General features: G+C 67.7%; 20 protein-coding genes. 10 read left to right on the forward strand and 10 right to left on the reverse strand.

Annotation, left to right across the window (positions count from 1 at the left end; all coding sequences use genetic code 11):
* The first annotated feature begins 42 nt into the window (after positions 1 to 42).
* From carB to ABLE43_RS03965, 4 genes are all read left to right on the forward strand, one after another.
* Positions 43 to 3,375: a carbamoyl-phosphate synthase large subunit gene (carB, locus tag ABLE43_RS03950; protein ID WP_348977178.1), complete on the forward strand. Its 3,333-nt coding sequence runs from the start codon at positions 43 to 45 to the stop codon at positions 3,373 to 3,375.
* An 87-nt stretch (positions 3,376 to 3,462) separates the two neighbouring features.
* The gene (gene greA, locus ABLE43_RS03955; protein ID WP_348977179.1) at positions 3,463 to 3,939 is read left to right on the forward strand and encodes a transcription elongation factor GreA; all 477 of its coding nucleotides are present in this window, start codon (positions 3,463 to 3,465) and stop codon (positions 3,937 to 3,939) included.
* 5 nt (positions 3,940 to 3,944) lie between these two features.
* Positions 3,945 to 4,589 (forward strand): rhomboid family intramembrane serine protease, encoded by a 645-nt coding sequence (locus tag ABLE43_RS03960; protein WP_348977180.1) that lies wholly within the window; start codon positions 3,945 to 3,947, stop codon positions 4,587 to 4,589.
* A 624-nt stretch (positions 4,590 to 5,213) separates the two neighbouring features.
* Positions 5,214 to 5,948 (forward strand): energy transducer TonB, encoded by a 735-nt coding sequence (locus ABLE43_RS03965; protein ID WP_348977181.1) that lies wholly within the window; start codon positions 5,214 to 5,216, stop codon positions 5,946 to 5,948.
* A gap of 4 nt (positions 5,949 to 5,952) precedes the next feature.
* On the opposite strand, the gene ABLE43_RS03970 is transcribed toward ABLE43_RS03965, so the two are convergent.
* From ABLE43_RS03970 to ABLE43_RS03980, 3 genes are all read right to left on the reverse strand, one after another.
* On the reverse strand, positions 5,953 to 6,618 hold the full coding sequence (locus ABLE43_RS03970) for a hypothetical protein (RefSeq protein ID WP_348977182.1): 666 nt from the start codon (positions 6,616 to 6,618) through the stop codon (positions 5,953 to 5,955).
* A 76-nt stretch (positions 6,619 to 6,694) separates the two neighbouring features.
* Positions 6,695 to 7,393, reverse strand: a complete 699-nt coding sequence (locus ABLE43_RS03975; RefSeq protein WP_348977183.1) for an HAD family hydrolase — start codon at positions 7,391 to 7,393, stop codon at positions 6,695 to 6,697.
* Positions 7,394 to 7,396: 3 nt separating this feature from the next.
* Positions 7,397 to 8,599: a toxic anion resistance protein gene (locus tag ABLE43_RS03980; protein WP_348977184.1), complete on the reverse strand. Its 1,203-nt coding sequence runs from the start codon at positions 8,597 to 8,599 to the stop codon at positions 7,397 to 7,399.
* Positions 8,600 to 8,742: 143 nt separating this feature from the next.
* Here ABLE43_RS03980 and ABLE43_RS03985 point away from each other — a divergent pair, with 143 nt between their 5' ends.
* Positions 8,743 to 9,975, forward strand: coding sequence for a glycoside hydrolase family 27 protein (locus ABLE43_RS03985; protein WP_348977185.1), 1,233 nt, complete (start codon positions 8,743 to 8,745; stop codon positions 9,973 to 9,975).
* Positions 9,976 to 10,409: 434 nt separating this feature from the next.
* Positions 10,410 to 12,251, forward strand: a complete 1,842-nt coding sequence (gene typA / locus ABLE43_RS03990; protein ID WP_348977186.1) for a translational GTPase TypA — start codon at positions 10,410 to 10,412, stop codon at positions 12,249 to 12,251.
* 123 nt (positions 12,252 to 12,374) lie between these two features.
* Here the strand turns inward: typA and ABLE43_RS03995 are convergent, their stop codons facing one another.
* Both ABLE43_RS03995 and ABLE43_RS04000 read right to left on the reverse strand, forming a co-directional pair.
* Complete coding sequence (locus ABLE43_RS03995) at positions 12,375 to 13,127, reverse strand: hypothetical protein (protein WP_348977187.1); 753 nt, start codon at positions 13,125 to 13,127, stop codon at positions 12,375 to 12,377.
* Between the two features lie 106 nt (positions 13,128 to 13,233).
* A complete protein-coding gene (locus ABLE43_RS04000; RefSeq protein WP_348977188.1) occupies positions 13,234 to 13,731 on the reverse strand; it encodes a TlpA family protein disulfide reductase in 498 nt (165 codons plus the stop codon).
* 95 nt (positions 13,732 to 13,826) lie between these two features.
* Between ABLE43_RS04000 and polA the strand changes: the two genes are divergently transcribed.
* Positions 13,827 to 16,583: a DNA polymerase I gene (polA, locus tag ABLE43_RS04005; RefSeq protein ID WP_348977189.1), complete on the forward strand. Its 2,757-nt coding sequence runs from the start codon at positions 13,827 to 13,829 to the stop codon at positions 16,581 to 16,583.
* Positions 16,584 to 16,863: 280 nt separating this feature from the next.
* Here polA and ABLE43_RS04010 read toward each other — a convergent pair whose 3' ends face one another.
* Positions 16,864 to 17,250, reverse strand: a complete 387-nt coding sequence (locus tag ABLE43_RS04010; protein WP_348977190.1) for a DUF305 domain-containing protein — start codon at positions 17,248 to 17,250, stop codon at positions 16,864 to 16,866.
* A 168-nt stretch (positions 17,251 to 17,418) separates the two neighbouring features.
* On the opposite strand from ABLE43_RS04010, the gene ABLE43_RS04015 reads away from it, so the two are divergent.
* Both ABLE43_RS04015 and ABLE43_RS04020 read left to right on the forward strand, forming a co-directional pair.
* On the forward strand, positions 17,419 to 18,945 hold the full coding sequence (locus ABLE43_RS04015; protein ID WP_348977191.1) for a lipopolysaccharide biosynthesis protein: 1,527 nt from the start codon (positions 17,419 to 17,421) through the stop codon (positions 18,943 to 18,945).
* Between the two features lie 187 nt (positions 18,946 to 19,132).
* Positions 19,133 to 20,293 (forward strand): hypothetical protein, encoded by a 1,161-nt coding sequence (locus ABLE43_RS04020; protein WP_348977192.1) that lies wholly within the window; start codon positions 19,133 to 19,135, stop codon positions 20,291 to 20,293.
* A gap of 28 nt (positions 20,294 to 20,321) precedes the next feature.
* On the opposite strand, the gene ABLE43_RS04025 is transcribed toward ABLE43_RS04020, so the two are convergent.
* Entirely contained in the window at positions 20,322 to 21,572 is a 1,251-nt protein-coding gene (locus tag ABLE43_RS04025) for a D-amino acid dehydrogenase (RefSeq protein ID WP_348977193.1), read from the reverse strand.
* The gene (gene alr / locus ABLE43_RS04030) at positions 21,560 to 22,669 is read right to left on the reverse strand and encodes an alanine racemase (RefSeq protein WP_348977194.1); all 1,110 of its coding nucleotides are present in this window, start codon (positions 22,667 to 22,669) and stop codon (positions 21,560 to 21,562) included. The genes ABLE43_RS04025 and alr overlap by 13 nt, the downstream gene beginning before the upstream one ends.
* A gap of 117 nt (positions 22,670 to 22,786) precedes the next feature.
* Here alr and ABLE43_RS04035 point away from each other — a divergent pair, with 117 nt between their 5' ends.
* Positions 22,787 to 23,242, forward strand: coding sequence for an Lrp/AsnC family transcriptional regulator (locus tag ABLE43_RS04035; RefSeq protein WP_348977195.1), 456 nt, complete (start codon positions 22,787 to 22,789; stop codon positions 23,240 to 23,242).
* Positions 23,243 to 23,399: 157 nt separating this feature from the next.
* On the opposite strand, the gene ABLE43_RS04040 is transcribed toward ABLE43_RS04035, so the two are convergent.
* Positions 23,400 to 23,945: an alpha/beta hydrolase gene (locus ABLE43_RS04040; protein ID WP_348977196.1), complete on the reverse strand. Its 546-nt coding sequence runs from the start codon at positions 23,943 to 23,945 to the stop codon at positions 23,400 to 23,402.
* A 105-nt stretch (positions 23,946 to 24,050) separates the two neighbouring features.
* Positions 24,051 to 24,503, reverse strand: coding sequence for an Lrp/AsnC ligand binding domain-containing protein (locus ABLE43_RS04045; protein WP_348977197.1), 453 nt, complete (start codon positions 24,501 to 24,503; stop codon positions 24,051 to 24,053).
* Positions 24,504 to 24,704 lie beyond the last annotated feature (201 nt).

A 24,704-nucleotide genomic window follows, 5' to 3' on the forward strand; every position in this document is an offset into this window, starting at 1 on the left:
GCTTCGTCGGAAACGAAGTCTACCAGTCGGAAACCAAATAAAATGCCCAAACGCACCGACATTTCGTCCATCCTCGTCATCGGCGCGGGGCCGATCGTCATCGGCCAGGCCTGCGAGTTCGATTATTCGGGCGTGCAGGCGATCAAGGCGTTGAAGGAGGAGGGCTATCGCATCGTCCTCGTCAACTCCAACCCCGCGACGATCATGACCGATCCGGAGCTGGCCGACGCGACCTATGTCGAGCCGATCACCCCGGCGGTGGTCGCCAGGATCATCGAGAAGGAGCGCCCCGACGCCGTCCTCCCGACGATGGGCGGGCAGACCGCGCTCAACACCGCGCTGGCGCTGGCCAATGACGGCACGCTCGCGAAGTTCGGCGTGACGATGATCGGCGCCGATGCGGAAGCGATCGACAAGGCCGAGGACCGCCAGAAATTCAAGGTGGCGATGGAGAAGATCGGGCTGGAATCCGCCCGCAGCCATATCGCCCATAGCGAGGCCGAGGCGCTGGCGGGCCTCGAGCATGTCGGGCTGCCCGCGATCATCCGCCCGTCGTTCACGCTGGGCGGCACCGGCGGCGGCGTCGCCTATAATCGTGACGAGTTCCTGCGCATCGTCCGCGAAGGCCTCGACGCATCGCCCACCACCGAGGTGCTGATCGAGGAATCGCTGCTCGGCTGGAAGGAATATGAGATGGAAGTCGTGCGCGACCGCGCCGACAACGCCATCATCGTCTGCTCGATCGAGAATATCGATCCGATGGGCGTCCACACCGGCGATTCGATCACCGTCGCCCCGGCGCTGACGCTGACCGACAAGGAATATCAGATCATGCGCAACGCATCGATCGCGGTACTCCGGGAAATCGGCGTCGAGACCGGCGGGTCGAACGTGCAGTTCGCGGTGAACCCGAAGGACGGCCGCCTGATCGTCATCGAGATGAACCCGCGCGTGTCGCGTTCCTCCGCGCTGGCGTCGAAGGCCACCGGCTTCCCGATCGCCAAGGTCGCCGCCAAGCTCGCGGTCGGCTATACCCTCGACGAGATCGACAACGACATCACCGGTGCCACGCCCGCGTCGTTCGAGCCGACGATCGATTACGTCGTAACCAAGATCCCGCGCTTCGCCTTCGAGAAGTTCAAGGGCTCGCAGGCGGTGCTCTCCACCGCGATGAAGTCGGTCGGCGAGGTGATGGCGATCGGCCGCAACATCCATGAATCGCTGCAAAAGGCGCTGCGGGGGCTGGAGACCGGCCTGTCCGGCTTCAACGGCGTCGAGCGGCTGATCGGCGCGCCCCGCGCGGAGATCGAGGCGGCGCTGGCCGTCGCCACGCCGGACCGGCTGCTGGTCGCCGCACAGGCGCTGCGCGAAGGCTTCTCGGTCGCCGAGGTCCATGCGATCGCGAAATACGACCCGTGGTTCCTCGAACGCATCGCCGAGATCGTGGCGGCGGAAACCGAGGTCTGCACCAACGGCCTGCCGCAGGATGCGGCGGGCATGCGGCGGCTGAAGGCGATGGGCTTCAGCGACAAGCGCCTCGCGTGGCTGGCGCTGCAATCGGCCAATCTGCGCGGCATGGAGCGCGGCATCGCCCGCGGATCGGGCCTGATCCATGAGGTCGTCAAGATGATGACCGGCGGCGTGACCGAGGACGAGGTGCGCGCGCATCGCCACAAGCTGGGCGTGCGCCCGGTCTTCAAGCGCATCGACACCTGCGCCGCCGAGTTCGAGGCGAAGACGCCGTACATGTATTCGACCTACGAAGCGCCGACCTTCGGCGAGCCGGAGGACGAGAGCCAGCCGTCCGACCGCCGCAAGATCGTGATCCTCGGCGGCGGGCCGAACCGCATCGGGCAGGGGATCGAGTTCGACTACTGCTGCTGCCACGCGTGCTTCGCGCTGAGCGACGCGGGGTATGAGACCATCATGGTCAACTGCAACCCGGAGACGGTCAGCACCGACTATGACACCTCCGACCGGCTGTATTTCGAGCCGCTGACCGCCGAGGACGTGCTGGAGATCCTGCATGTCGAGGCGTCGCGGGGCGAGCTGGTCGGCGTGATCGTGCAGTTCGGCGGGCAGACCCCGCTGAACCTCGCCCGCGCCCTTGAAGCGGCGGGCATCCCGATCCTCGGCACCACCCCGGATTCGATCGATCTGGCCGAGGATCGCGAGCGCTTCGCCGATCTGGTCACGCGGCTGGGGCTGCTCCAGCCCGCCAACGGCCTCGCGCGCAGCCGCGACGAGGCGGCGGCGATCGCCGAGCGGATCGGCTATCCGGTGCTGATGCGCCCCAGCTATGTGCTGGGCGGGCGCGCGATGGAGATCGTCGATTCGCTCCAGCAGCTCGACGACTATATCCAGACCGCGGTGCAGGTGTCGGGCGACAGCCCGGTCCTGATCGACCAGTATCTGCGCGACGCGATCGAGGTCGATGTCGATGCGGTGGCCGACGGCGACGATGTGGTCGTCGCGGGCGTGCTCCAGCATATCGAGGAAGCGGGCGTCCATTCGGGCGACAGCGCGTGCTCGATGCCGCCCTATTCGCTCTCCGCCGAGATCATCGCCGAGATCGAGCGGCAGACAGTGGCGCTGGCCCGTGCGCTGAACGTCAAGGGGCTGATGAACATCCAGTTCGCGGTCAAGGACGGCAAGGTGTACCTGATCGAGGTCAACCCGCGCGCCAGCCGCACCGTGCCCTTCGTCGCCAAGGCGATCGGCACGCCGGTCGCCAAGATCGCCGCGCGGGTGATGGCGGGCGAGAAGCTCAGCGCCCTGCCGGTGATCGACCGCGCGATCGATCATGTCGCGGTCAAGGAAGCGGTGTTCCCATGGGGCCGCTTCCCCGGCGTCGATCCGGTGCTGTCGCCGGAGATGAAGTCGACCGGCGAGGTGATGGGCATCGACCGCGATTTCGCCACCGCCTTCGCCAAGGCGCAGATGGGGGCGAGCATCGTGCTCCCGACCACGGGCACGGTGTTCGTGTCGGTCAAGTCGAGCGACAAGCCGGTGATCCTGCCCGGCGTCCAGCTGCTGGTGCAGATGGGCTTCCGCATCGTCGCGACCGGCGGCACCGCCGATTACCTTGCCGAGCACGGCGTGCCGGTGGAACGGGTCAACAAGGTCGCACAAGGCCGCCCGCACATCGTCGACAAGATCTTCGACGGCGATATCGCGATGATCTTCAACACGACCGAGGGGTGGCAGTCGCTGAAGGATTCGGAATCGATCCGCGCCTCGGCCCAATCGCAGAAGGTCCCCTATTTCACCACCGCCCCTGCCAGCGTCGCCGTGGCGCGGGCGATCGAGGCGCTGGCCAACCGCTCCCTTGAAGTGCGACCGCTCCAGTCCTATTATTCGCAATCGCACAACTGATCCCCGTCAGCGACGTAAGATTGTGTGCGGGTGGACCGGCCATGGTCCGCCCGCAGCGGGGTACATGACAAAAGGGACGCGCGCGCGATGGCGACGGTCGACAAGATGCCGATGTTGCAGGAAGGCTATGACCGCCTGACTGCCCACCTCAAGCAGCTGAAGGTGGAACGACCGCAGATCATCGACGCGATCGAGGAAGCGCGCGCCCACGGCGATCTGTCGGAAAACGCCGAATATCACGCCGCCAAGGAACGCCAGGGCCAGATCGAGGCGTCGATCGCCGACATCGAGGACAAGCTGACCCGCGCGCAGGTGATCGACCCGCGCGACCTGTCGGGCGACAAGGTGGTGTTCGGCGCGACCGTCACCATGCTCGACGAGGACGACAAGCCGGTGAAGTACCAGATCGTCGGCCAGACCGAGGCGGATGCCAAGTCGGGCCGCATCTCGTACAACTCGCCGCTCGGCCGGGCGCTGATCGGGCGCAAGGTCGACGACGAGGTGGAAGTGACGGTGCCGTCGGGCGACCGCTATTACCTGATCTCGAAGATCGAGTTTATCTAAACGCCATGTTCGAGCGGCGGCCCAGTCCCTTCGTGCTGCTGCTCGCCCTGATCGTGGCGCTGCCGGGCGCGGTGCTGATCCTGACCGGGTACGTCGATTTCGCCGCTGCGTTCGGCGGGTTCATTCCCCGGCGCGTCGGGGCGGGCGGCGGCCTGCCCGCGGACGTGCCGCTGGTGCTCACGCCGCTCACCGCGACGCTGATCCATGACGGCTGGCTGCACCTCGCCTTCAACCTGCTGTCGCTGCTGATCGTCGCCACGCCTACCGAGCGCGCGGTCGGCAAGCGGGGGCTGGCGGTGCTGTGGCTGGTCGGGGCCTATGCCTCGGTCGCCGCTGAGTGGGCGATCGATCCGTCGTCGCCGGTGGCGATGGTCGGGGCGAGCGGGGCGATCTCGGCGATCATCGGGGCCTATGCGCTGCTGTTCGGGCAGGGCAAGGCGAAGGCGATCGGACCCGTCCCGGCGCATGTCGTCCATGCACTGTGGCTGGGGGCGAGCTGGACGGTGCTCAACCTGCTCGTCGGCTGGACCAGCGCGATGGGTGGCATGCCGATCGCGGGCGCGGCACATGTCGGCGGGTTCCTCGCGGGGATGCTGCTGCTGCGCCCGCTGCTGGTGTGGCGCTGGGGGCGCGTGCAGCGGGCGGGCTGAGCCAAGCCGGATCGATATTCAGCAATTCCGGCATATCTCGCGATCGAGATCGCCATTCTCTCGTCACCCCGGACTTGTTCCGGGGTCCACGGTGCGGCGATCGGTACGGTTCGCGCCGCTATCGACAGCGTTTGCAGCCCGGTGGACCCCGGAACAAGTCCGGGGTGACGATGTGGCTATGAATGTCGATAGCGCCTGAGCCACCAAGCTCGTGCCGTTCGTCCCGAGCGAAGTCGAGAGACGTGCCGCAGGCGTCGCGCGCGGTGTCTCGACTGCGCTCGACACGAACGGTTGTCGCTCCCCTCCCTGACAAGGAGTGCCCTGCGAACGTCACCCTTCCGTACCCCGGCCTTCGCCGGGGTACGGGCAGGTTCGGGCGAAGCGCGACTTTCGCACGGCAATCCTGACAAGGGAGGGACCGCGGTGGGTCGGCCCGCGAGGAACCGCCGCGCTCGCCCCCGGCCAACCCACCCCCGACCCGGCTTCGGGTAAACGGTGCCCCGCACGGTTACGGCCATGCCGGGGGCATGACCGGCCCGACGCTCTTGTCAGGGGGGGGGCGGATGCCGCGTTGCGCCGCCCGGATCACCCGTCATTCATCGGCGTTGTGCCACCACCATGGCGATGACCGCGACGCTTCCCGACCGGACCAAAGGCACCGCGTTGGCGGTAACGATCGGCCTGCATGTGCTGCTCGGCTGGGCGCTGATCGTCGGGCTGGGGGTGGACGTGCCGCGCGCGGCGCAGAGTGCGCTGGCGACCTTCGATATTCTCCCGCCGCCGCCCGATCCGCCGCCGCCCCCGCCGGTGCCGCAGGTCGTACGGCAGGGCCGCCCCGAGGGCCGCGCCGCCCCGCCCAACATCCGCTCCAAGGCGACCGAAATCGTCGCCGCGCCCCCGGCCGTGCCATTGCCGGTGCCGCCGCCGGTCGTCACCGCGCCGGTGGCGGGTCCGGGCAACGACGCCTCGTCCGGCGCGACCGATACGGTCGGCCCCGGTACCGGCGCGGGCGGGATCGGCGACGGGCTCGGCAGCGGCGGGGAGGGCGACGGCGACGGATCGGGCGGCGGCGACACGCCCCCCGAACAGATCGCCGGATCGATGCAGGGCGCGCGCCTGCCCCGCGAACTGGAGGAATATGGCTTCGAGGGCAGTGTCGAGGTCGACTACCTCGTCGAACCCAATGGCCGCGCCACCGATTGCCGCATCCGCCGCTCGAGCGGCAACCGCGCGATCGATATCGAAACCTGCCGCCAGATCGAACGCGCCTTCCGCTTCCGCCCCTCGCGCGACGCACGCGGACGCGCGGTGCCCGCGGTCATGGTGTCGAGCTACGACTGGGCGGTGGAGCGGGAGTAGGGCCTCAAGGATATTCTCGACGCAATATTGCCCGCTCGTCTAGCGCTGCGGCGTATCTCCTAACGAATTCCGTTTCTTCATTCCCTTGAAGCGGATAACGGTCAACGGAAAAAGTTATCCCTCTGATCATGTCGAGGATTCGTATCTCTTCAAACGGCACATTGGGAAGTGCAATCGATAGCAGCCAAATTCCCAGTCGAGCAGACTCCGCAGATAGTTCGGGGGAAGGTGAAAAATAGGGGTATATTACATGTCGTTCGCCAGTCCCATCTATTACGCACAATACGTTATCGACCTTGACCGTCGCGTTTAGGTCGGGAAAATCTACTGTTCCGCTTACTGATGGTCCGGGCATGAAGGGTTCGTTTGTCCAGCGGCGACGGACGTTCCACCACGCTAAAAACCCGTCTCGCAGTTGAGGATAGAGGTTGGCCCGGCGATCATTGGCTTCAATCCGGTCTTCGACCAGCGCGTGCAAATCTGCCACGCCGAACACATGGCGCTTCGCGTCCGACCAAAATGGACCATAAAAATCGGGTCCGCTACTGGACGTTCCGGTTTCGTGGGAAATCTCGTCTCGAATATCTGCTCTTATTTCACCGCGTCTGGCATTCGGATCAAGGAATAATATTTTAAGGAGTTTACGTAGTTGGATACGGTTCAGCGCCATTTGACCCTCCTGCCACGCTGTAAAACGTAGTTAATACATCGGTGCGTGCAATGGGTTGAGGGTCAAACGGTAGAGCCTACTCCTCCCCCTGATACTTGATCTGCAGGAACCGCTCGCGCGTCGCGAGGCTGTCGAGATCGCCCTGCGCCAGCTGTTCGGTCATCGCCGCGATTTCGCCGTCGATGACCTTCAGCCCCTCGACCAGCTGCTCGTCGGGGGTGCGGCCGTTGCGGGGCACCCGGCGCAGCGGTTCGGGCACGCGCTGGTAGCCTCGCACCAGTTCGGGGAGCTGTTCCCCCACAAGCTTGCGCACTTCCGCCGCCGCCGGTTCGCCCTCGTTCAATCCCGCCAGCTGCGCCGAGAGCGTGTCGAGCTTCACCCCGATCGCATCCGCCAGCGTGACGGCGGGCGCGGGTAGGGCGGGGCGCTGCGCCGAGAGCCAGCGTTCGGTCTGCGCGGGCAGCGACTTCAAGGGCGCCTGCACCAGCTGCTCGACCACCACCTCGCGCGTGACCGGCATCAGCGCGAACAGCGCGGTGGCGGCGATCAGCAGCGCCATCACCAGCATCGCGCCGCCAAGGCCCAGCGGCACGAACCAGCCGATCACCAGCGCGCCGATAATGATCGCGAGGTCCGCCGCCGCGATCCGCCCGAGGCGCCTGAGCACCTCCGCCTCGCGCCGCCGCCTTGCGCGCGGGGCGACCGCGCCGTGGCGTTCGCGCGCACGCTCCAGCGTCAGGCTGGCGCGCTCCAGCACCTCGTCGGACCGGCCCATGGCCTACATTGCCTCCAGCTTGAACGTCTCGCCCCGGCCGCCCGCCGCCGCATTCTGCGCCGCGCCCTCGGCCCGCGCGATATAGCCCTTCGACTTCTCGACCTCGCCCGACAGGATGGTGACGGTGGTCTTCATCGAATCGAGCGCCTTCAGCTTGAAGGTGTCGATCGCGTCCATCGTGTCGTAGACGTTCTGGAACGCGCGTTGCAGCACCTCGACCGGAATCGCCGATGCCGCCGCCTGCTCGTGGATCTGCGCGGTCTGCGACCGCAGCAGCTTGCCGGTCGAATCGATGATGTTGGCGGTGGTGGTGTTGAGCGCGGTGATCTGTTCGAGCACCAGCTTCTGGTTGGTCAGCGCCTGCGCCACCGTCACCGCCGTGCGCAGCGCGCCGACCGTGGTGGTGCTGGCGCGATCGACGCCCTTCACCAGCTCGACATTGTTCTTCTTGACCAGATCGAGCGCCAGATAGCCCTGCACCGTCACCGCCATCTGCGTCAGCAGGTCCTGCGAACGCTGGCGGACATAGAACAGCGCGGTCTCGCGGATCGCCTTGGCCTTGGCCGGGTCGCTGTGGTCCAGTTCGTTGGCCTTGTCCTCCAGCTTCTGGTCCATCTCCTTCGAGAGATAGATCATCTGCTCCAGCCGCCCCATCGCGGTCCACAGGTTCGCGCGTTCGGTGTCGATGGCGGCATTGTCCATCAACAGCTCGTCCTTGCCGGACTGCAACCGCTTCAGGATTTCGGCGATGTGGCTCTGCGCCGATTTATAGCCGTCGAAATAGTCGCGGACCTTGCTGCCGAACGGGATCATCCCGAACAGCCGCTTGGGCTCCATCAGATTGCCCTGTTTGCCCGGATCGAGGTCCTCGATCGTGCGGCGGAGCTGCGCCAGGTCGGCGCCGACGCCCGATTCCTGGTCCATCGCCCGCACCGGGCGGTCGAGGAAGCGGTTCGACTGGCCCGCCGCCTCGCGGATCTCGCGCGCGCCGAGGTTGCTGATCGCATCGACGCGCTTGCCGAATTCGGGCGAGTTCACGTCCTGCGCGATCAGCTGGTCGATGAAATCGTCGACGCGGTTCTGCAACTCGGTCTTCTTGGTATCGTCCACCGGCACCAGCCCGGCGGCCTTGGCCGGGGCCACCGTCGGCACCGGATCGGGCGGGGTCAGCACCAGCGTCGGTTCGTCGGTCGTCTGCGTCGCCATAATCCCTCCAGCGGTCGTCCCCGCCTAAATGCCGGGGAACGCGACCGCGTTCAACTGTGGTATTTAGGTAATACACCGGTACGCCGCAAGTTCTTGTCTTGCGCTGTCATCCGCGATAGCCAGCAGGGAGGAGGGGGAATCCTATGGTAAAAGCCGCTGCCAACCTGTTCCTTGCGGTCCTGCTGGCGCTGGTCGCCCAGCCTGCCCGGGCGCAGGAACAGTTCGTCGATCCCAATACCCTCCGGCCCTCGCTGGATCCGACGCGGCAGGCCAACGGCCTCGCGCGCACCCCGCCGATGGGGTGGAACAGCTGGAACAGATACGGCTGCACCATCGACGAGACAATCGTGCGCGCCATGGCCGATGCGATGGCGACCAACGGCATGAAAGACGCGGGCTACCGCTATATCGTCATCGACGATTGCTGGCACGGGAAACGCGACGCGGACGGTTTCATCACCGCCGACGCGGCCAAGTTCCCGAGCGGGATCAAGGCGCTGGCCGACTATATCCATGCGAAGGGCCTCAAGTTCGGCATCTATTCCGATGCGGGCCGGACGACCTGCGGCGGCAAGCCCGGCAGCCAGGGGCATGAATATCAGGACGCACTGACCTATGCCCGCTGGGGCGTCGATTATCTGAAGTACGACTGGTGCGCGACCGGATCGCGCAATGCCGAGGAAGCCTATGCGCTGATGTCGGACGCGCTGAAGGCGAGCGGACGCCCGATCGTGCTGGCGATCTGCGAATGGGGCAACAACCGTCCGTGGGAATGGGCGAAGAAGATCGGCAACCTGTGGCGCACCGCGTCCGACATCCGCGACGGATGGAAGGGGCGCGAGAAATGGTCGATCGGCGTGGTCGATATCGTCGATCTCAACGAACCGCTCTATCCGCACGCAGGCCCCGGCCACTGGAACGATCCGGACATGCTGGAGGTCGGCAACGGCGGCATGACCGACACCGAATATCGCGCGCACTTCAGCCTGTGGGCCATGATGGCCGCACCGCTGATCGCGGGCAACGACATCGCCAACATGGACGATGCGACGAAGGCGATCCTGCTGAACCGGGAAGTGATCGCGGTCGACCAGGACACGCTCGGCGCACAGGGCCGCAGGGTGCGCGACGACGGCGATCAGGAGGTCTGGTCGCGCACCCTCGCCGACGGATCGCGCGCGCTGCTGCTGTTCAACCGGGGCGAGGCTCCGGCGCGGATCGCGGCGACATGGCCGGAGATCGGCTATCCGGCAGGCGTGAAGGCGGAGGTCCGCGACCTGTGGGCGCACCGGTCGCTCGGGCGGATGGCGGGCGCGTTCGCGGCGACGGTGCCTGCGCACGGCGTGGTCATGGTCCGGGTCACGCCGGGGAAGTAGAGAAAGATTTTTCGCGCAGAGGCGCAGAGGCGCAGAGAAGGAGCGATCGGGAGACCCTTCGTCCCGGTCGCACCGGAAGGCAGGCGACACCGGCACCCTCTCCGCGCCTCTGCGTCTCCGCGCGAACCATCCTTCCTTCTTCTCGCCCCGAACGAAGAAGGTAGTTTCCACGCGAAGGCGCGGAGACGCGAAGGAAATGCGTTCGCGTCTCCGGCATCTCCGCAAGCAGCGCGTTCCGATACCTGACCTGTGGTACGGCGTCTCCCGAACGCGATCCGCTCGACCGGCGCGCCGCTTCGCGTCTCCGCGCCTTCGCGTGAAAACGACTCTTCTTCCACCCCACGCCGCAGCGCACAAAACGCCCCCCTTCCGAAATCCGAAGAAATACGCTAAGCGCGCGGCCAACTGCACTCCCGCACGATCCAGGAAATATCATGAGCCTCCGCAACGTGGCGATCATCGCCCACGTCGATCACGGCAAGACCACGCTCGTCGATCAGCTGTTCCGCCAGTCCGGCACCTTCCGCGACAACCAGCGCGTCGAAGAGCGCGCGATGGATTCCAACGACCTCGAAAAGGAACGCGGGATCACCATTCTCGCCAAGCCGACGTCGGTCGAATGGACCCCGCCGAACGGTGGCGAGGCCGTCCGGATCAACATCGTCGACACGCCGGGCCACGCCGACTTCGGCGGCGAGGTGGAGCGCATCCTCTCGATGGTCGACGGCGTGGTGCTGCTGGTCGATTCGTCCGAAGGCGCGATGCCGCAGACCAAGTTCGTGACCGGCAAGGCGCTGGCGCTGGGCCTCCGCCCGATCGTGGTGGTCAACAAGGTCGACCGCAGCGACGCGCGCATCCAGGAAGTGCTGGACGAGGTGTTCGACCTGTTCGTGTCGCTCGACGCGAACGACGACCAGCTCGACTTCCCGGTGCTCTACGCCTCGGGCCGCAACGGCTATGCCTCGACCGACATGGACGCGCGCGAAGGCACGCTCCAGCCGATGTTCGAGACGATCGTCAACCACGTGCCGCCGCCCGCGCTGGACGAGGATGCGCCGTTCACCTTCCTCGTGACGCTGCTCGACCGTGACAACTTCCTCGGCCGCATCCTGACCGGTCGCGTCAACTCGGGGGTGGTGAAGCTGAACCAGCCGATCCACGCGCTCGACAACGACGGCAACGTGATCGAAACCGGCCGCGCGTCGAAGATCATGTCGTTCCGCGGGCTGGACCGCGTGCCGGTGGACGAAGCGCGCGCGGGCGACATCATCTCGCTCGCGGGCCTCGCGGTCGCGACCGTGGCGAACACCATCGCCGACACCTCGGTCAGCGAGCCGCTGCACGCGCAGCCGATCGATCCGCCGACGCTGTCGATGCGCTTCGCCGTCAACGACTCGCCGATGGCGGGTCGCGAGGGCACCAAGGTCACGTCGCGCATGATCCGCGACCGCCTGTTCCGCGAGGCGGAATCGAACGTGGCGGTGAAGGTCACGGAAGCCGACGACCGCGACAGCTTCGAGGTCGCCGGGCGCGGCGAACTCCAGCTCGGCGTGCTGATCGAGACGATGCGCCGCGAAGGGTTCGAGCTGGGCATCTCGCGTCCGCGCGTGCTGTTCGGCACCGACGAGAACGGCGGCAAGACCGAGCCGTACGAAACCGTCGTGATCGATGTGGACGAGGAATTCTCGGGCACGGTCGTCGACAAGATGAACCAGCGCAAGGCCGAGATGACCGACATGCGTCCCTCGGGCGGCGGCAAGACGCGCATCACCTTCTCGGCACCGTCGCGCGGCCTCATCGGCTATCACGGCGAATTCCTGTCGGATACGCGCGGCACCGGCATCATGAACCGGCTGTTCGAGAAGTACGGCCCCCACAAGGGCAATATCGAGGGCCGCAAGAACGGCGTGCTGATCTCGAACGGCGCGGGCGAGGCGCAGGGCTATGCGCTGGGGCCGCTCGAGGAGCGCGGCATCCTGTTCGTCGGCCACGGCGAGGCGCTGTACGAGGGCATGATCATCGGCGAGAACGCCAAGAACGATGACCTCGAAGTCAACCCGATGAAGGCGAAGCAGCTCACCAACTTCCGCGCTTCGGGCGGCAAGGACGACGCGATCCGCCTGACCCCGCCAAAGAAGATGACGCTGGAACAGGCGATTGCGTACATCGACGACGACGAGATGGTCGAAGTGACCCCGAAGTCGATCCGCCTGCGCAAGCGCCACCTCGATCCGCACGAGCGGAAGAAGGCGAGCCGGGCGAAGGCTGCGGCGTAAGCCGCGCCGAGCCGAACTAGGCTCGCCCGGCCGGCCTTGCCAAGGCAAGGACCGACGACGCGGCTTCGCCGCGGCGGGCGATGGGAGCAGGAACGGCCCCGGAAGCGATTCCGGGGCCGTCTGCTATCCGGGAAAAAACACCGTCATCGGCCGCGCGGCCCCCGGCGTACCCTCGATCACCGCTTGCGTCAGCGCCATGCCCCAGCGGCTGTAGGCGAACAGTTCGGCGAGCAGGAACATCGCGACGAAGAAGCCCCAGCCCCGCACCCATGCCGGATGGACCCGCCCGGTCCTCCGCCAATCGGCGATCATGCCGACGACCGGAAAGACCGACGGCGCGACCAGCGCCGCGATCCACCAGCCCCATGGGATCAGCAACGGCATCGGCAGCAGCCGCCCGAACCCCGGCCCGGTGATCGCCGCCATCGCGCAGAACATGATCCGGCGATGCCAGTCGGTGCGTCGGCGCAGCACGATCCCGGCACCGGCGAGCGCGGCGAAGGCGATGATCCCGGCGGCATTGCCGATCAGGAAGGAATGGACGTCGAACACTGGCGGCCCGCCATGATCGCGGACCGCCCGCACGGTGATCGTCAGCGCGAGCGCGACCATTACCGGCAACCACAACAGCGCCAGCCAGCCGAGTTGCCGGTGCCAGCGCAGGGCCCGCCCGGCGACCAGCGCGGTCTGCGTCACATAGAGTGCGATCCAGCCGAGGAACATGACGCCGTGGACATGATAGATCAGCGGCAGCGTGAACGACGATCGCCCGGCGGCGAGGTTCAGCGAAAACCCGGCGACCAGCACGACCGCCATCGCGATCGCCGAAACCAGAAAGAACCGATGTTCCCGCGTCGCGACCGACCGCGACATCATCCGTGTAGCCATGCGCCGTCCCCCGACAACTCACGGAACGACATCCTAGCGGAAGTTTCGGCGAAAGGCGATCGTTACGTCGGCGTTCCCGATCGTGCGCCGACGATCACGACGCCGGTGCCGCCTCCCGCAACAGCGGCACCAGCTCCCGGTTCAGGTCGTCCAGCGTCATCGCCCCGGCCTTGGCGTAGCGGACGATGCCGCTGCGATCGATGATATAGTTGGTCGGCACGGCGGGCATGTCCCCGGAAATGCCCTTGATCCCCTTGGCCGAGGGCATCGCCATGACCGAGAACAGCTGCTTGAGCTTGAACAGCGGCAGCGACCCCTCGGTCGTCACCGCGTACATCCTGAGCCCGTGCTTGCGCATCACCCGGTAATAGCCGTCGAGCATCGGCAGCTCGACCCGGCACGGCACGCACCATGTCGCCCAGAAGTTGATGAGCACCACCTGCCCGCGTAGGTCGGCAAGGTTCGCCTTGGTCCCGTCGGTCAGCGTCAGTTCGATCGGCGGGGCGGGCTGGCCCACCTTGATCGGCTTCGCCGTCGCCGGTGCCGTGGTCGTCAGAATCCCCGCCAGCAGCGGCACGATCCAGTTGCGCATGTCGTCCTATCCCCCCGCGCGCAGCTTCCGCCGAGTGCGGCGCGCGGTCAAGAGGATGCTCGCAACCCACCCCCCGCGCTGCTATCCCGGCACCCATGCCCCATCTCTATCTCGTCGACGGCTCCGGCTATATCTTTCGCGCCTATCACCGGCTGCCCCCGCTCACCAACCAGCATGGCGAGCCGGTCGGGGCGGTCTATGGCTATACGACCATGCTCTGGCGGCTGGCCGATGCGCTGCACAAGGCCGACGGGCCGACGCACATGGCGGTGATCCTCGACAAGTCGTCCAGGACCTTCCGCAACGACCTGTACGACCAGTACAAGGCGCACCGCCCGCCGCCGCCCGAAGACCTCGTGCCCCAATTCCCGATGATCCGCGACGCGACGCGCGCGTTCAGCATCCCCTGCATCGAGGAAGAGGGGCTGGAGGCCGACGACATCATCGCCTGCTATACCCAGGCGGCGCTGGCCGAGGGGTGGCAGGTCACGATCGTCAGTTCGGACAAGGATCTGATGCAGCTGATGACCGACCCGTCGGTCGACATGCTCGACACGATGAACAACCGGACGCTCGGCCCCGATCATGTGGTCGAGAAGTTCGGCGTGACCCCCGACAAGCTTGGCGACGTGCTGGCGCTGATGGGCGACAGCGTGGACAATGTGCCCGGCGTCCCCGGCGTCGGCCCCAAGACCGCGTCGAAGCTCATCAACGAACACGGCGACCTCGAAGCCGTGCTCGCCGCCGCGCCGGAGATGAAGAAGGGGAAGCTGCGCGACAACCTGATCGAACATGCCGACAACGCGCGGCTGTCGAAGGTGCTGGTGACGCTGAAGTGCGACGGGGGCCTGCCCGAACCGCTCGATGCGCTGGCGATGCAGGGCATTCCGGAGGCGCCCTTGCGCGCCTTCCTCGAACACCACGGCTTCCGCACGCTGCTGACCAAGCTCGGCACCGTCGCCGACGCGCCCGCCGCGCCTGCCGCCCCGGTCGCGCCGGACGAGGAAGTCGCCTGCGACCCCGACGCCTATGAAACCGTCACCGACCTCGAAACCCTCGACCGCTGGATCGCCGAGGCGCGCGCGCTGGGCCATGTCGCGATCGATACCGAGACGACCGGGCTGGACGCCACCCGCGCCGATCTGGTCGGGTTCAGCCTCGCGCTCGGCCCCAACCGCGCCTGTTACGTGCCCCTCGCGCATGGCGGCACCGACATGTTCGCCGAAAAGCCGGTGCAGATCGACCGCGACGCCGCCGTCGCCGCGCTCCAGCCGCTGCTCGCCGACCCCTCCGTGCTGAAGATCGGGCACAATCTGAAATACGACCTGATCGTCCTGTCGCGCCTCGGCCTGACGGTCGCGCCGTACGACGATACGATCGTGATGAGCTTCGACCTCGACGCCGGGAACCACGGCCATGGCATGGACGAACTCGCCGCCACGCATCTCCAGCACAGCTGCATCGCCTACAAGGACGTGGTCGGGACGGGGAAGAAGCAGGTCGGCTTCGGCGAGATCGACCTGAAGACCGCCACCCGCTATGCCGCCGAGGATGCCGACGTGACGCTGCGGCTGTGGCGGCGCTTCAAGCCCCGCCTGCCGTTCGAGGAAGTGACCCGCGTCTACGAACTGGTCGATCGCCCGCTGGTGCAGGTGGTCGCCGACATGGAGATCGCCGGGATCAAGGTCGATGCCGCCGCGCTCGCCCGCCTGTCCGACGAATTCTCCGCGCGCATCGCCGACCTCGAAACCGAGATCCACGAGCTGGCGGGCACGAAATTCACCATCGGATCGCCGAAACAGCTCGGCGACGTGCTGTTCGTGACGATGGGGATCAAGGGCGGGCGCAAGGGCAAGTCGGGCGTCTATTCGACCGACGTCAACGAACTGGAACGCATCGCCGCCGACAGGGACGGCCCCGGCGCGACGATCGCCGCCCGCGTGCTCGACTGGCGACAGCTGACCAAGCTCAAGAACACCTATACCGACGCGCTACAGGCGCAGATCAACCCGGCGACGGGCCGCGTCCATACGTCCTACAGCCTGACCGGCGCGCAGACCGGGCGGCTGTCCTCGACCGATCCGAACCTGCAGAATATCCCGATCCGCACCGAGATCGGCCGCCAGATCCGCGACGCCTTCGTGGCGGAGGCGGGCAATGTCATCCTCGCCGCCGACTATTCGCAGATCGAGCTGCGGCTGGCGGCGCATATCGCCGACGTGCCGCAACTGCGCGAGGCGTTCGCGCGGGGCGACGACATCCACAGCATCACGGCACAGGAACTGTTCGGCGAGGTCAACCGCGACACCCGCGGGCGGGCCAAGACGATCAACTTCGCGATCCTCTACGGCATCAGCCGCTGGGGGCTGGCCGGGCGGCTGGACGTGAGCGCGGACGAGGCGCAGGCAATGATCGACCGCTATTTCGATCGCTTCCCCGGCATCAACCGCTACATCGCCGAGACGACACAGGCCGTGCGCTCGTCGGGCTTCACCACCACGCTGTTCGGGCGCAAGACGCATTTCCCGCGCATCCAGTCGAAGGTCCAGCACGAGCGGCAGGGGGCGGAACGCGCCGCGATCAACGCCCCGATCCAGGGCACCAGCGCCGACATCATCAAGCGCGCGATGTGCCGCATGGGCCCGGCGCTGGCCGAAGCGGGTCTGGGCCAGGTGCGGATGCTGCTCCAGGTCCATGACGAACTGGTGTTCGAGCTGCCCGAGGGGCTGGTCGAGGCAGCGACCCCGGTCATCCGCCGGGTGATGGAGACGGCGGCGGAACCGCTGGTCGAGCTGTCGGTGCCGCTGGGCGTCGAGATCGGGACTGGGAGGAGCTGGGGCGCGGCGCATTGAGGGGTGGAGCGACCGTTGCCGTCCCTTGACGCGCCCCGGCGCAGGCCGGGAGCCGGTTGCATCGTGGCTGACGCCCCCCCCGCTTTCGGGATACCGCTGCGAGACGCCCGCACTTGACCCGAAGCCATCCGTACCCCGGCGAAGGCCGGGGTCCAGCCGGGATGGTTTTTTTACCGTACCAGCGCCCGCCAACTGGACCCCGGCCTTCGCCGCGGTGCAGAGGCGTTCCGCCCGACGCTTGGTCCCGGACGGGCAATGCACAGTACCCGACCGCGCCGCGCTACCCGCCCTTGGCCGCCAGCCAGCGGTTGATGACCGCGATCTCGCGGCGTTGCGCGGCGATCACCTCCTGCGCCAGCCGCCGTGCCTGCCGGTCCTTGCCGTGTGCCAGTTCGGCCTGCGCCATCGCAACGGCGGCGATATGATCCACCCGCATCTGGCGCATGAAATCGACATCGGCGTCGCCGGTATAGGCCGGCGCGTCGTGCATCATCGCCGCCATCGCTTCCTTGTACGCCTGCGTCGCGGCGCTGTCGCCCGCCGCGGGCTGCATCGCGGTCATCGCCCCGTCGTGCCGCTCGCCCGTCTCCGTCTCCGTCTCCGTCTCCGTCTTGCCGGAACAACCCGCCAGCAACAGCAGTGCCGCCGCCGCCATCATCGTCCGCATCGTCCCGCCTTTCGCTGTCGCATGTAACGGAAATCAATTCGCCGACCGCCCCGATCGTTCCCGACCGTTGCAGCCAAGACGCACCTGCCGCCCAAAGCGTAAACCGGGGCTATGGCGCGCCCGCGCCATCGCCTATGACCCGGCGATGACCTGCCGCCCGCGCGCCGCATGACCGACGCGCCGACCCCGCCCGCCGACGATATCGCCGCCCTCGCCAAGGGCGGACGGACCAACGTGTTCGGCTTCGTCCTGCGCCTCGTCGCGCGGCTGCCGTTCCTGTTCATCGCCGGGCGCATCTATGGGCCGGAGATCGTCGGGCGGTTCGCGCTCGCGGTGCTGGTGGTCGAACTGGCGGCGTTGATCGCGACGCTCGGCCTGAAACGCGGCCTCGCGCAGGCACTGTCCGCGACCGAGCGGCCCCATGCCCATGTGGTGTGGGATGCGCTGGCCGTCGCCTTCATCCTCTCGGTCGCGGCGAGCGCGGTGCTGTTCGTGTTCCCGCAGGTGATGTACCCCAACAGCCGGGTGATCGGGTTCGAGCGGCTGCTGCCGCTGATCGTCTTCGCCATCGCCTGGTCCGACGTCAGCCTCGCGGCGCTCGCCTACCGGCTGAACGTGAAGGCGGCGGTGACGGCGCGCGCCGTCGTCGAGCCGTGGACGATCTCGATCGCGGCATGGGGCTTCAGCTATTATTCGACGCGCGACGGGCTCATCATGTCCTACGTCCTGTCGATGGCGGCGGCGCTGACCGCCTCGCTCATCCCGTTCGTCCGCAGCTACGGCCTGCCCTATGGCTGGTCGCCGCATCTGGGGCCGATGCTGGCGCTGGTGAAGCGCAACATGCCGCTGGCCGGGGCGGATGCGATCGAATGGGCGACGCGCAACGTCGATCGCTTCATCCTCGGCCTGCTGTTCGGCCCGGCGATCGTCGGCGTCTATTACATGGCGCAGCAGGTCGCCTCGCTGCCGCAGAAGCTCAAGACCAGCTTCGATCCGGTGCTCGGGCCGGTCATCACCCACAGCCTTGCGGCGGGGGACAAGGCGGCGGTCGCGCGACAGGTGCGGCAGGTCGGCTTCTGGATCATCGCGGCACAGGCGGCGCTGGCGCTGGCCGGGAGCATCCCCGCATCGGGCGTGATGGGCGTGGTGGGCCGCGAGTTCGTCGGCGGGGCAGGGGCACTGTCGTTCCTGCTGGTGGCCGAAGTGTTCGCGGCGCGCGGCGCGGTGTCCGAAGCGGCGCTGGTCTATATGGCGCGGCACCGCAACCTGATGATCTCGCTCGGGCTGCTGACCTTCCAGGTGCTGCTCAGCTTCGCGCTGGTCGCGGTGATGCGCGCGCTCGGCTGGCCGGAGAAATGGGCGGCGGCGGGGCCTGCGGTGGCGCTCGTCACCTCGGTCGGGATCGGATCGGTCATCAAGTCGGGGCTGCTCGGGCGCCTGCTGGGCGAGAGCGTGCGCGATTTCCGCCCGGCGTTCCTCTGGGCGGTGCTCGCCGCCGCGCTGGTCGGATCGGCGATCATGCAACTGCCCAGGCGGTACGAATGGGCGGAGATGCTGTTCGGCATCCCCGTGATCCTCGCCACCTATTTCGCGATCCTGTGGCGCTGGGCGTTCCGCCCCGAGGACAAGGCGCTGTTCCACAAGAGCGCGGCGGCGAGCGAGGCGCAGATCCCGACGGACCGGTACAAGGTTTGAGCATCCCGGCCGTTGCGGTGGGGATGCGGACGGTGGAAGGTTTCGGCAAGGATTGCCTCGCTATCCCTGTCGGATCACGCCGCAGGGAATCTCAATGCCATACACACCGCAGGAAGTACGGGATCGGGTCGCGCAAATCTGGCCGCGGGGGCATGATGCCGTGGTCGGTGCAAAGGCGGCCGCGACGATGCGCGCTCGTCTGGAACGGGCGATGCAGGCGTTCGCCCTGCCGGAACATCAGCTGCCGACCGGCAAGGTTCTGCTCGACCTCATCCGCCAAGGCAGCAGCTACCGCGCCAAGCGGATTCCGACCCTGTATGTGACCCACCGGTTTCTGCACGAGCAGACCGATCTCGATGCCGCTGCGCTCGACCTGCTGGTACCTGACGAACGGGGATCCTGTTTCGAGCATGTCGTGCCGTTGCAGTTCACGCTCGACGCAGATGCGTTTCGGCTAGATCCGCAGGCGGCGATCGCACCGCCGCTGGAACCGGAATGGGCGGACTTGCCTTGGCTCAACCGGGTCGCGCGCGCGCTGCTTACGCCCGTCTGCCTCGTTGGCGCGCACGAAGATGCCCGGCTCGACCGAAAGACCCATCCCGATCCGGTGTATCCGTTCGCCCGCTACTATGGTCCGGCGCTGCGGATGGCGCAGGAAGCTCCGATGATCGTCTACGACAGCTTCACCGGCGAACGGATCGAGGTTCTCGCCGCGTTCACATGGCAGGACCATTTCGATCGTATGGCGGCGTCACCATTATTCCGTGGCCTGCAACCGGTGGTGGAGGCATATTTCGACGGTTTCGCGTCGCGTGAACCCACGCTCGCGGCGGCGATCGCGGCGCGGCCCGGCGGTGCGGTGTGGCCGGTGCCGCCGCTTGGCGGCGACAGGCCGGGCTGGTATACCGAGGCGGAGCAGGCCGGGCTTCGTGCCCTGATCCGCGAGCTGGTCGGCAACGGTCCGGTAGCCGGACCTGCCACCGCGATCGAACTGCCGGTCAATGCATCGCGCGTGACCGTGACCGTCCGGCACCCGACCGACCATGGACGCATCCTGCTGCGGATCAATATCGGCCCGGACCATGGAAAGCGCGAACTGTATTTCTGCGCGGGCAAGATGCACCCCGACGGGATGGGCTGGCTCGCGGGTATCGCGGACAGGGTGAATGCGCAGGACGGTCCCTGCCGCCTCCTGCCGCGCCTTGCCGACGGGAAGCCGTTCACCGGTTTCCGCATCGACTATCACGACGGGCGCGCCGGGCAGCCGGTCGATCGGATCAGCGGGGCGCTGCGCCAGATACTGCCGGTGTTGTCGGCCAGCTATCCGGTGGAGATGGTCGCCGCCTGATCCGCGACCGTTCCATGCCCGCAAGGCGTCAGTAGCGCGCCAGCCCCAGATCCTCCGTCGCGATCGCCGCCTTGCCGTGGGTCATCAGGTCGGCGATCACCGCCGCCGATCCGCAGGCCATCGTCCACCCCAGCGTCCCGTGGCCGGTGTTGAGCCACAGGTTGGCGAACCGGGTCGGCCCCACCACCGGGGTGCTGTCGGGCGTCATCGGCCTCAGCCCGCTCCAGTAGCTGCCCCGCGCGATGTCGCCTGCGCCGGGGAACAGGCTGCCGAGCGAATATTCCAGCGTCGCGCGCCGTGCCTCGGGCAGGTCGTTGTTGAACCCCGAAATCTCCGCCATGCCGCCCACGCGGATGCGGTCGCCCAGCCGGGTGATCGCGACCTTGTAGCTCTCGTCGAGCAGCGTCGAGACCGGCGCGCGCCCTTCGTCGACGATCGGCACGGTGATCGAATAGCCCTTCACCGGATACACCGGCACCCGCAGCCCGAGGGGTGCGAGCAGTTTCGGCGAATGGCTGCCCAATGCCACCAGATAGGCGTCGCCCGTCACCGGCCCGCCGCTGGTGTCCACGCCGGTGATGCGGTCGCCCGACCGGCGGATGGCGGTGATCGTCGTACCCATGCGGAACTCGACCCCCGCCGCCGCCGCCATATCGGCCAGCGCGTTGGTGAACTTGAAACAGTCGCCCGTCTCGTCGCCCGGCAGCCTCAGGCCGCCCGCGATATCCATGTTGCTGCCCGACAGGCCCGGCTCGGCGGCGATGCAGCCCGCGCGGTCGAGCACCTCATAGGCCACGCCGTCGGCCTTCAGCACTGCGATATCCTTGTCGATCCCGGCCAGCTGCTTCTCCTCGCGGAAGAGTTGCAGCGTGCCCTGCGACCGCTCGTCATAGGCGATGCCGGTGGCCCGGCGCAGCGCGATCAGCTGGTCGCGGCTGTATTCCGCCAACCGCACCATCCGCGCCTTGTTCACCGCATAGTCGCGCGCATTGCAGTTGCCGAGCATCGCGACCAGCCAGCGCAGCATCGCCATGTCGAGCTGCGGGCGCAGGATCAGCGGGGCGTGCTCCATGAACAGCCATTTCAGCGCCTTGCGCGGAATGCCCGGCGCGGCCCAGGGCGAGGCATAGCCCGGCGAAATCTCGCCCGCATTGGCGAAGCTCGTCTCCAGCGCCGGCCCCGCCTGCCGGTCGATCACCACGACCGCATGCCCCGCCTGTGCCAGATACCATGCCGAGGTGACGCCGATCACCCCGGCGCCAAGGATCACGATGCGCATGGGCTCTCCTCTCGCGCGGTGCGGACCGGCAGGATGCGCCGGGCGTGCCGGTGCCGAAGCCCGGTCAGTAGCTCATAGGAAATCGTGCCCGCGTCCGCTGCCACCTGGTCCAGCGTACGGTGCGGGCCGACCAGCTCGGCATGGGTCGCCCCGGCCAGCACCTCGGGCGGAACGCCGGTCACGTCGATGCAGATGCTGTCCATCGACACCCGCCCCGCGATCGGCGCGGGATGGCCGCCGACGTGCGTGATCCCCCTGTTGCCCAGCGCGCGCGGCCAGCCGTCGGCATAGCCGTAGGAGAGCGTCGCGATCCGCCGGTCATGCCCGGCGACCGAGGTGAGGCCATAGCCGACGCCGGTGCCCGCAGCCACATCGCGGACCTGTACGATCCGCGCTTCGATGGTGACGACCGGGCGCATCGCCAGCCCCGGCTGCGGATCGCCGCCGTACAGCGCGATTCCCGGTCGCACGAGGTCGCCGTGATGGTCTTGCCCAAGGAACGCCCCGCCCGAATTGGCGAGCGAGCGCCCGGCGGGCGGCAGCAGCGCGGCGAGTTCGGCGAACCGGTCGCGCTGCGCGGCATTGGCGGCGGTGCCGGGTTCGTCGGCGCAGGCGAAATGACTCATCACCAGCACCAGCGCGATCCCGTCCAGCAGCGCCGGATCGTCGGCGATCGCCCGCACCTCGCCCGGCGCGAGGCCGAGGCGCGACATGCCGCTGTCGACCTGCACCGCCGCCTGCAATCGCCTTCCCGCATCCTTCGCCGCCGCCCGCCAGCGCGCGATATCGGCAGGCGCGTTCAGCACCGGCACCGCATCCGCCGCGATCAGCGCCGCTTCCTCGCCCGGTGCGATGCCGTTCAGCACGAACAGCCGCGCATCGGCGGGCAGGGTGGGGCGCAGCGCCACCGCCTCCGACGTCAGCGCCACGAAGAAATCGCGGCAGCCCGCGCCGTACAGCGCATCGGCGACGATCCCCGCGCCCAGCCCATAGCCGTCGGCCTTGACCACGCCCGCCGTCCGCGCAGGCGCGACCGCGGCGGCGACCGTGCGGTAATTGGCGACCAGTGCGTCCAGATCGATCGTCACCACGCTCATGCGCTCTCCTTGTCGGGGCGATGCTACTACGGACCACGCGGCAGATGGTTCGCAACCGTCGCATGATCTGCCAAATCTGTTGCCTCACGCAATGCCCTGAGCGCATGACGCAACATCATGACCCTCGACGCGATCGACCGCAAACTGCTCAGCCTGTTGCGCCAAGACGCGCGCCGCCCCAACAACGCGCTCGCCGCCGAGGTCGGGCTGTCGCCGTCGGCCTGCCTGCGCCGCATCCGCCTGCTCGAGGATAACGGCGCGATCCGCGGCTATACCGTCGTCACCCGCGCCGACCCGGCGGATCATGGCGCGACCGTCATCGTGCAGGTCACGCTGGAGCGCCAGACCGAGGAATATCTCTCCCGCTTCGAGGCGGCGGTGCGCCGCCACCCGGAAATCGAGGAATGCTGGCTGATGACCGGCCAGTCCGACTACTGGCTGCGCGTCGCGGTGGAATCGGCGACCGCGTACGAGGCGCTGCACACCGACATATTGTCGCGCCTGCCCGGCGTGACGCGGATCAATTCGAACTTCGCGATGCGCAACGCGCTGCTGCCGCGGCGGCGGGGGTAGCCCTCACCCGATACCGTTCGGTTCGAGCAGCTTCGAGTGAAGTCGAGAAGCGTCCGTCGAGAACGCCGTGCCGGCAGAACCGCCTTCTCGACCGCGATCTCGACAGGCTCGATCGGCGCTCGAAGCAAACGGGGGGCAACGCACCCCCGCCCGATCCCTACCCCAGTCGCGCCAGCCGCCGTGCCGTCCGCACGTCATGCGCCACCACCGCGCCGCTCAGCCGTTCGATGATCTTGAGCAGCCGCCCGCCGCGCGCCGCTTCCTCGTCGCCCTCCGCGACCAGTTCGCTGCCCCATTCGCGCGCCAGATCGGCGATCGCGGCGGGGCCGTGGCGATCGACCGTGACCGATCGGAACGGCAGCGCGATGCCGGGCGAGGCGAAGCGGTCGCGCCCCGCCTCCACCGCCGGATCGACGAGGATCGCCCCCGCCACCCGCTGCACATAATGCGCCGGGGACAGCCGCGCCCACCACGCCGCAGCCCGACACCCCGCGCCATGCGCCAGCAGGATCACCGGCGCATCGCCGTCGCCGACGAAGCGGTCGATCCTCGCACCCAGCAGGTTGCGGTCCCCGTCCGTCGCGCGGCCCAGCGGCAGCAGCGTCGCGCGCAGCCGCTCGATCGCGTCGGCCATGGCGGGGGGCGGCGCCCCGTCGGCCAGCGCCAGCACCCGTGGACCGTTCGGCATTGCGATCGCGACCATCTTTCCGTCTCCCGGCGGACTCGTTCGCCCAAGCTATCACAGCCCTTGGCCGACGCAACAACGCATGTCGCGGCGATCGGTCGCCCTGGCGCTACAGCCCCGTCGCTACAACGGCAGCGCGGTCGTCGCCTTCACCTCCTCCAGCACCGCATAGGTCCGCGTCTCGCGCACGCCCGGCACCGTCGTCAGCGTGCGGCCGAGGAACGCGCGATACGCCTCCATGTCGGCCATGCGCACCTTCAGCAGATAATCGAACCCGCCCGCGACCATATGGCATTCCAGCACCTCGGGCAGGTCGCGGACATGGCTGCCGAAGGCGGTGAACACGTCCGCCGTCGTCCGGTCGAGCAGCACCTCGATGAACACCAGCAGCGACCGGTCGAGCTTCGCCGGATCGAGCAGCGCGGCATAGCCCCGGATGACCCCGCTCTCGCGCAGCCGACGCACCCGCTCGAACGCGGCAGCGGGGGAGAGGCCGCACTGCGCCGCCAATGCCTGATTGGTGATCCGCCCGTCGTGTTGCAGCACGCGCAGCAGCTTGCGGTCGGTCTGGTCCATGGGCGTGCGTCCAATCCCTTCGGTTCGTCATCCCGGCGCAGGCCGGGATCCATTGTGTCGGGTGCTGGCGACCTGCACGCGGCGTTCCGTGACCATGGATTCCGGCCTTCGCCGGATTGGCGAAGTTTTGCGACACGGAACGGCGAAATGCAACCACATCATCGCCACCACGCCCGAACAACCGAAGCACCTTCACCCCGA

The sequence above is a fragment of the Sphingomonas silueang genome (assembly GCF_040049155.1).
Classification (GTDB): Bacteria; Pseudomonadota; Alphaproteobacteria; order Sphingomonadales; family Sphingomonadaceae; genus Sphingomonas; species Sphingomonas silueang.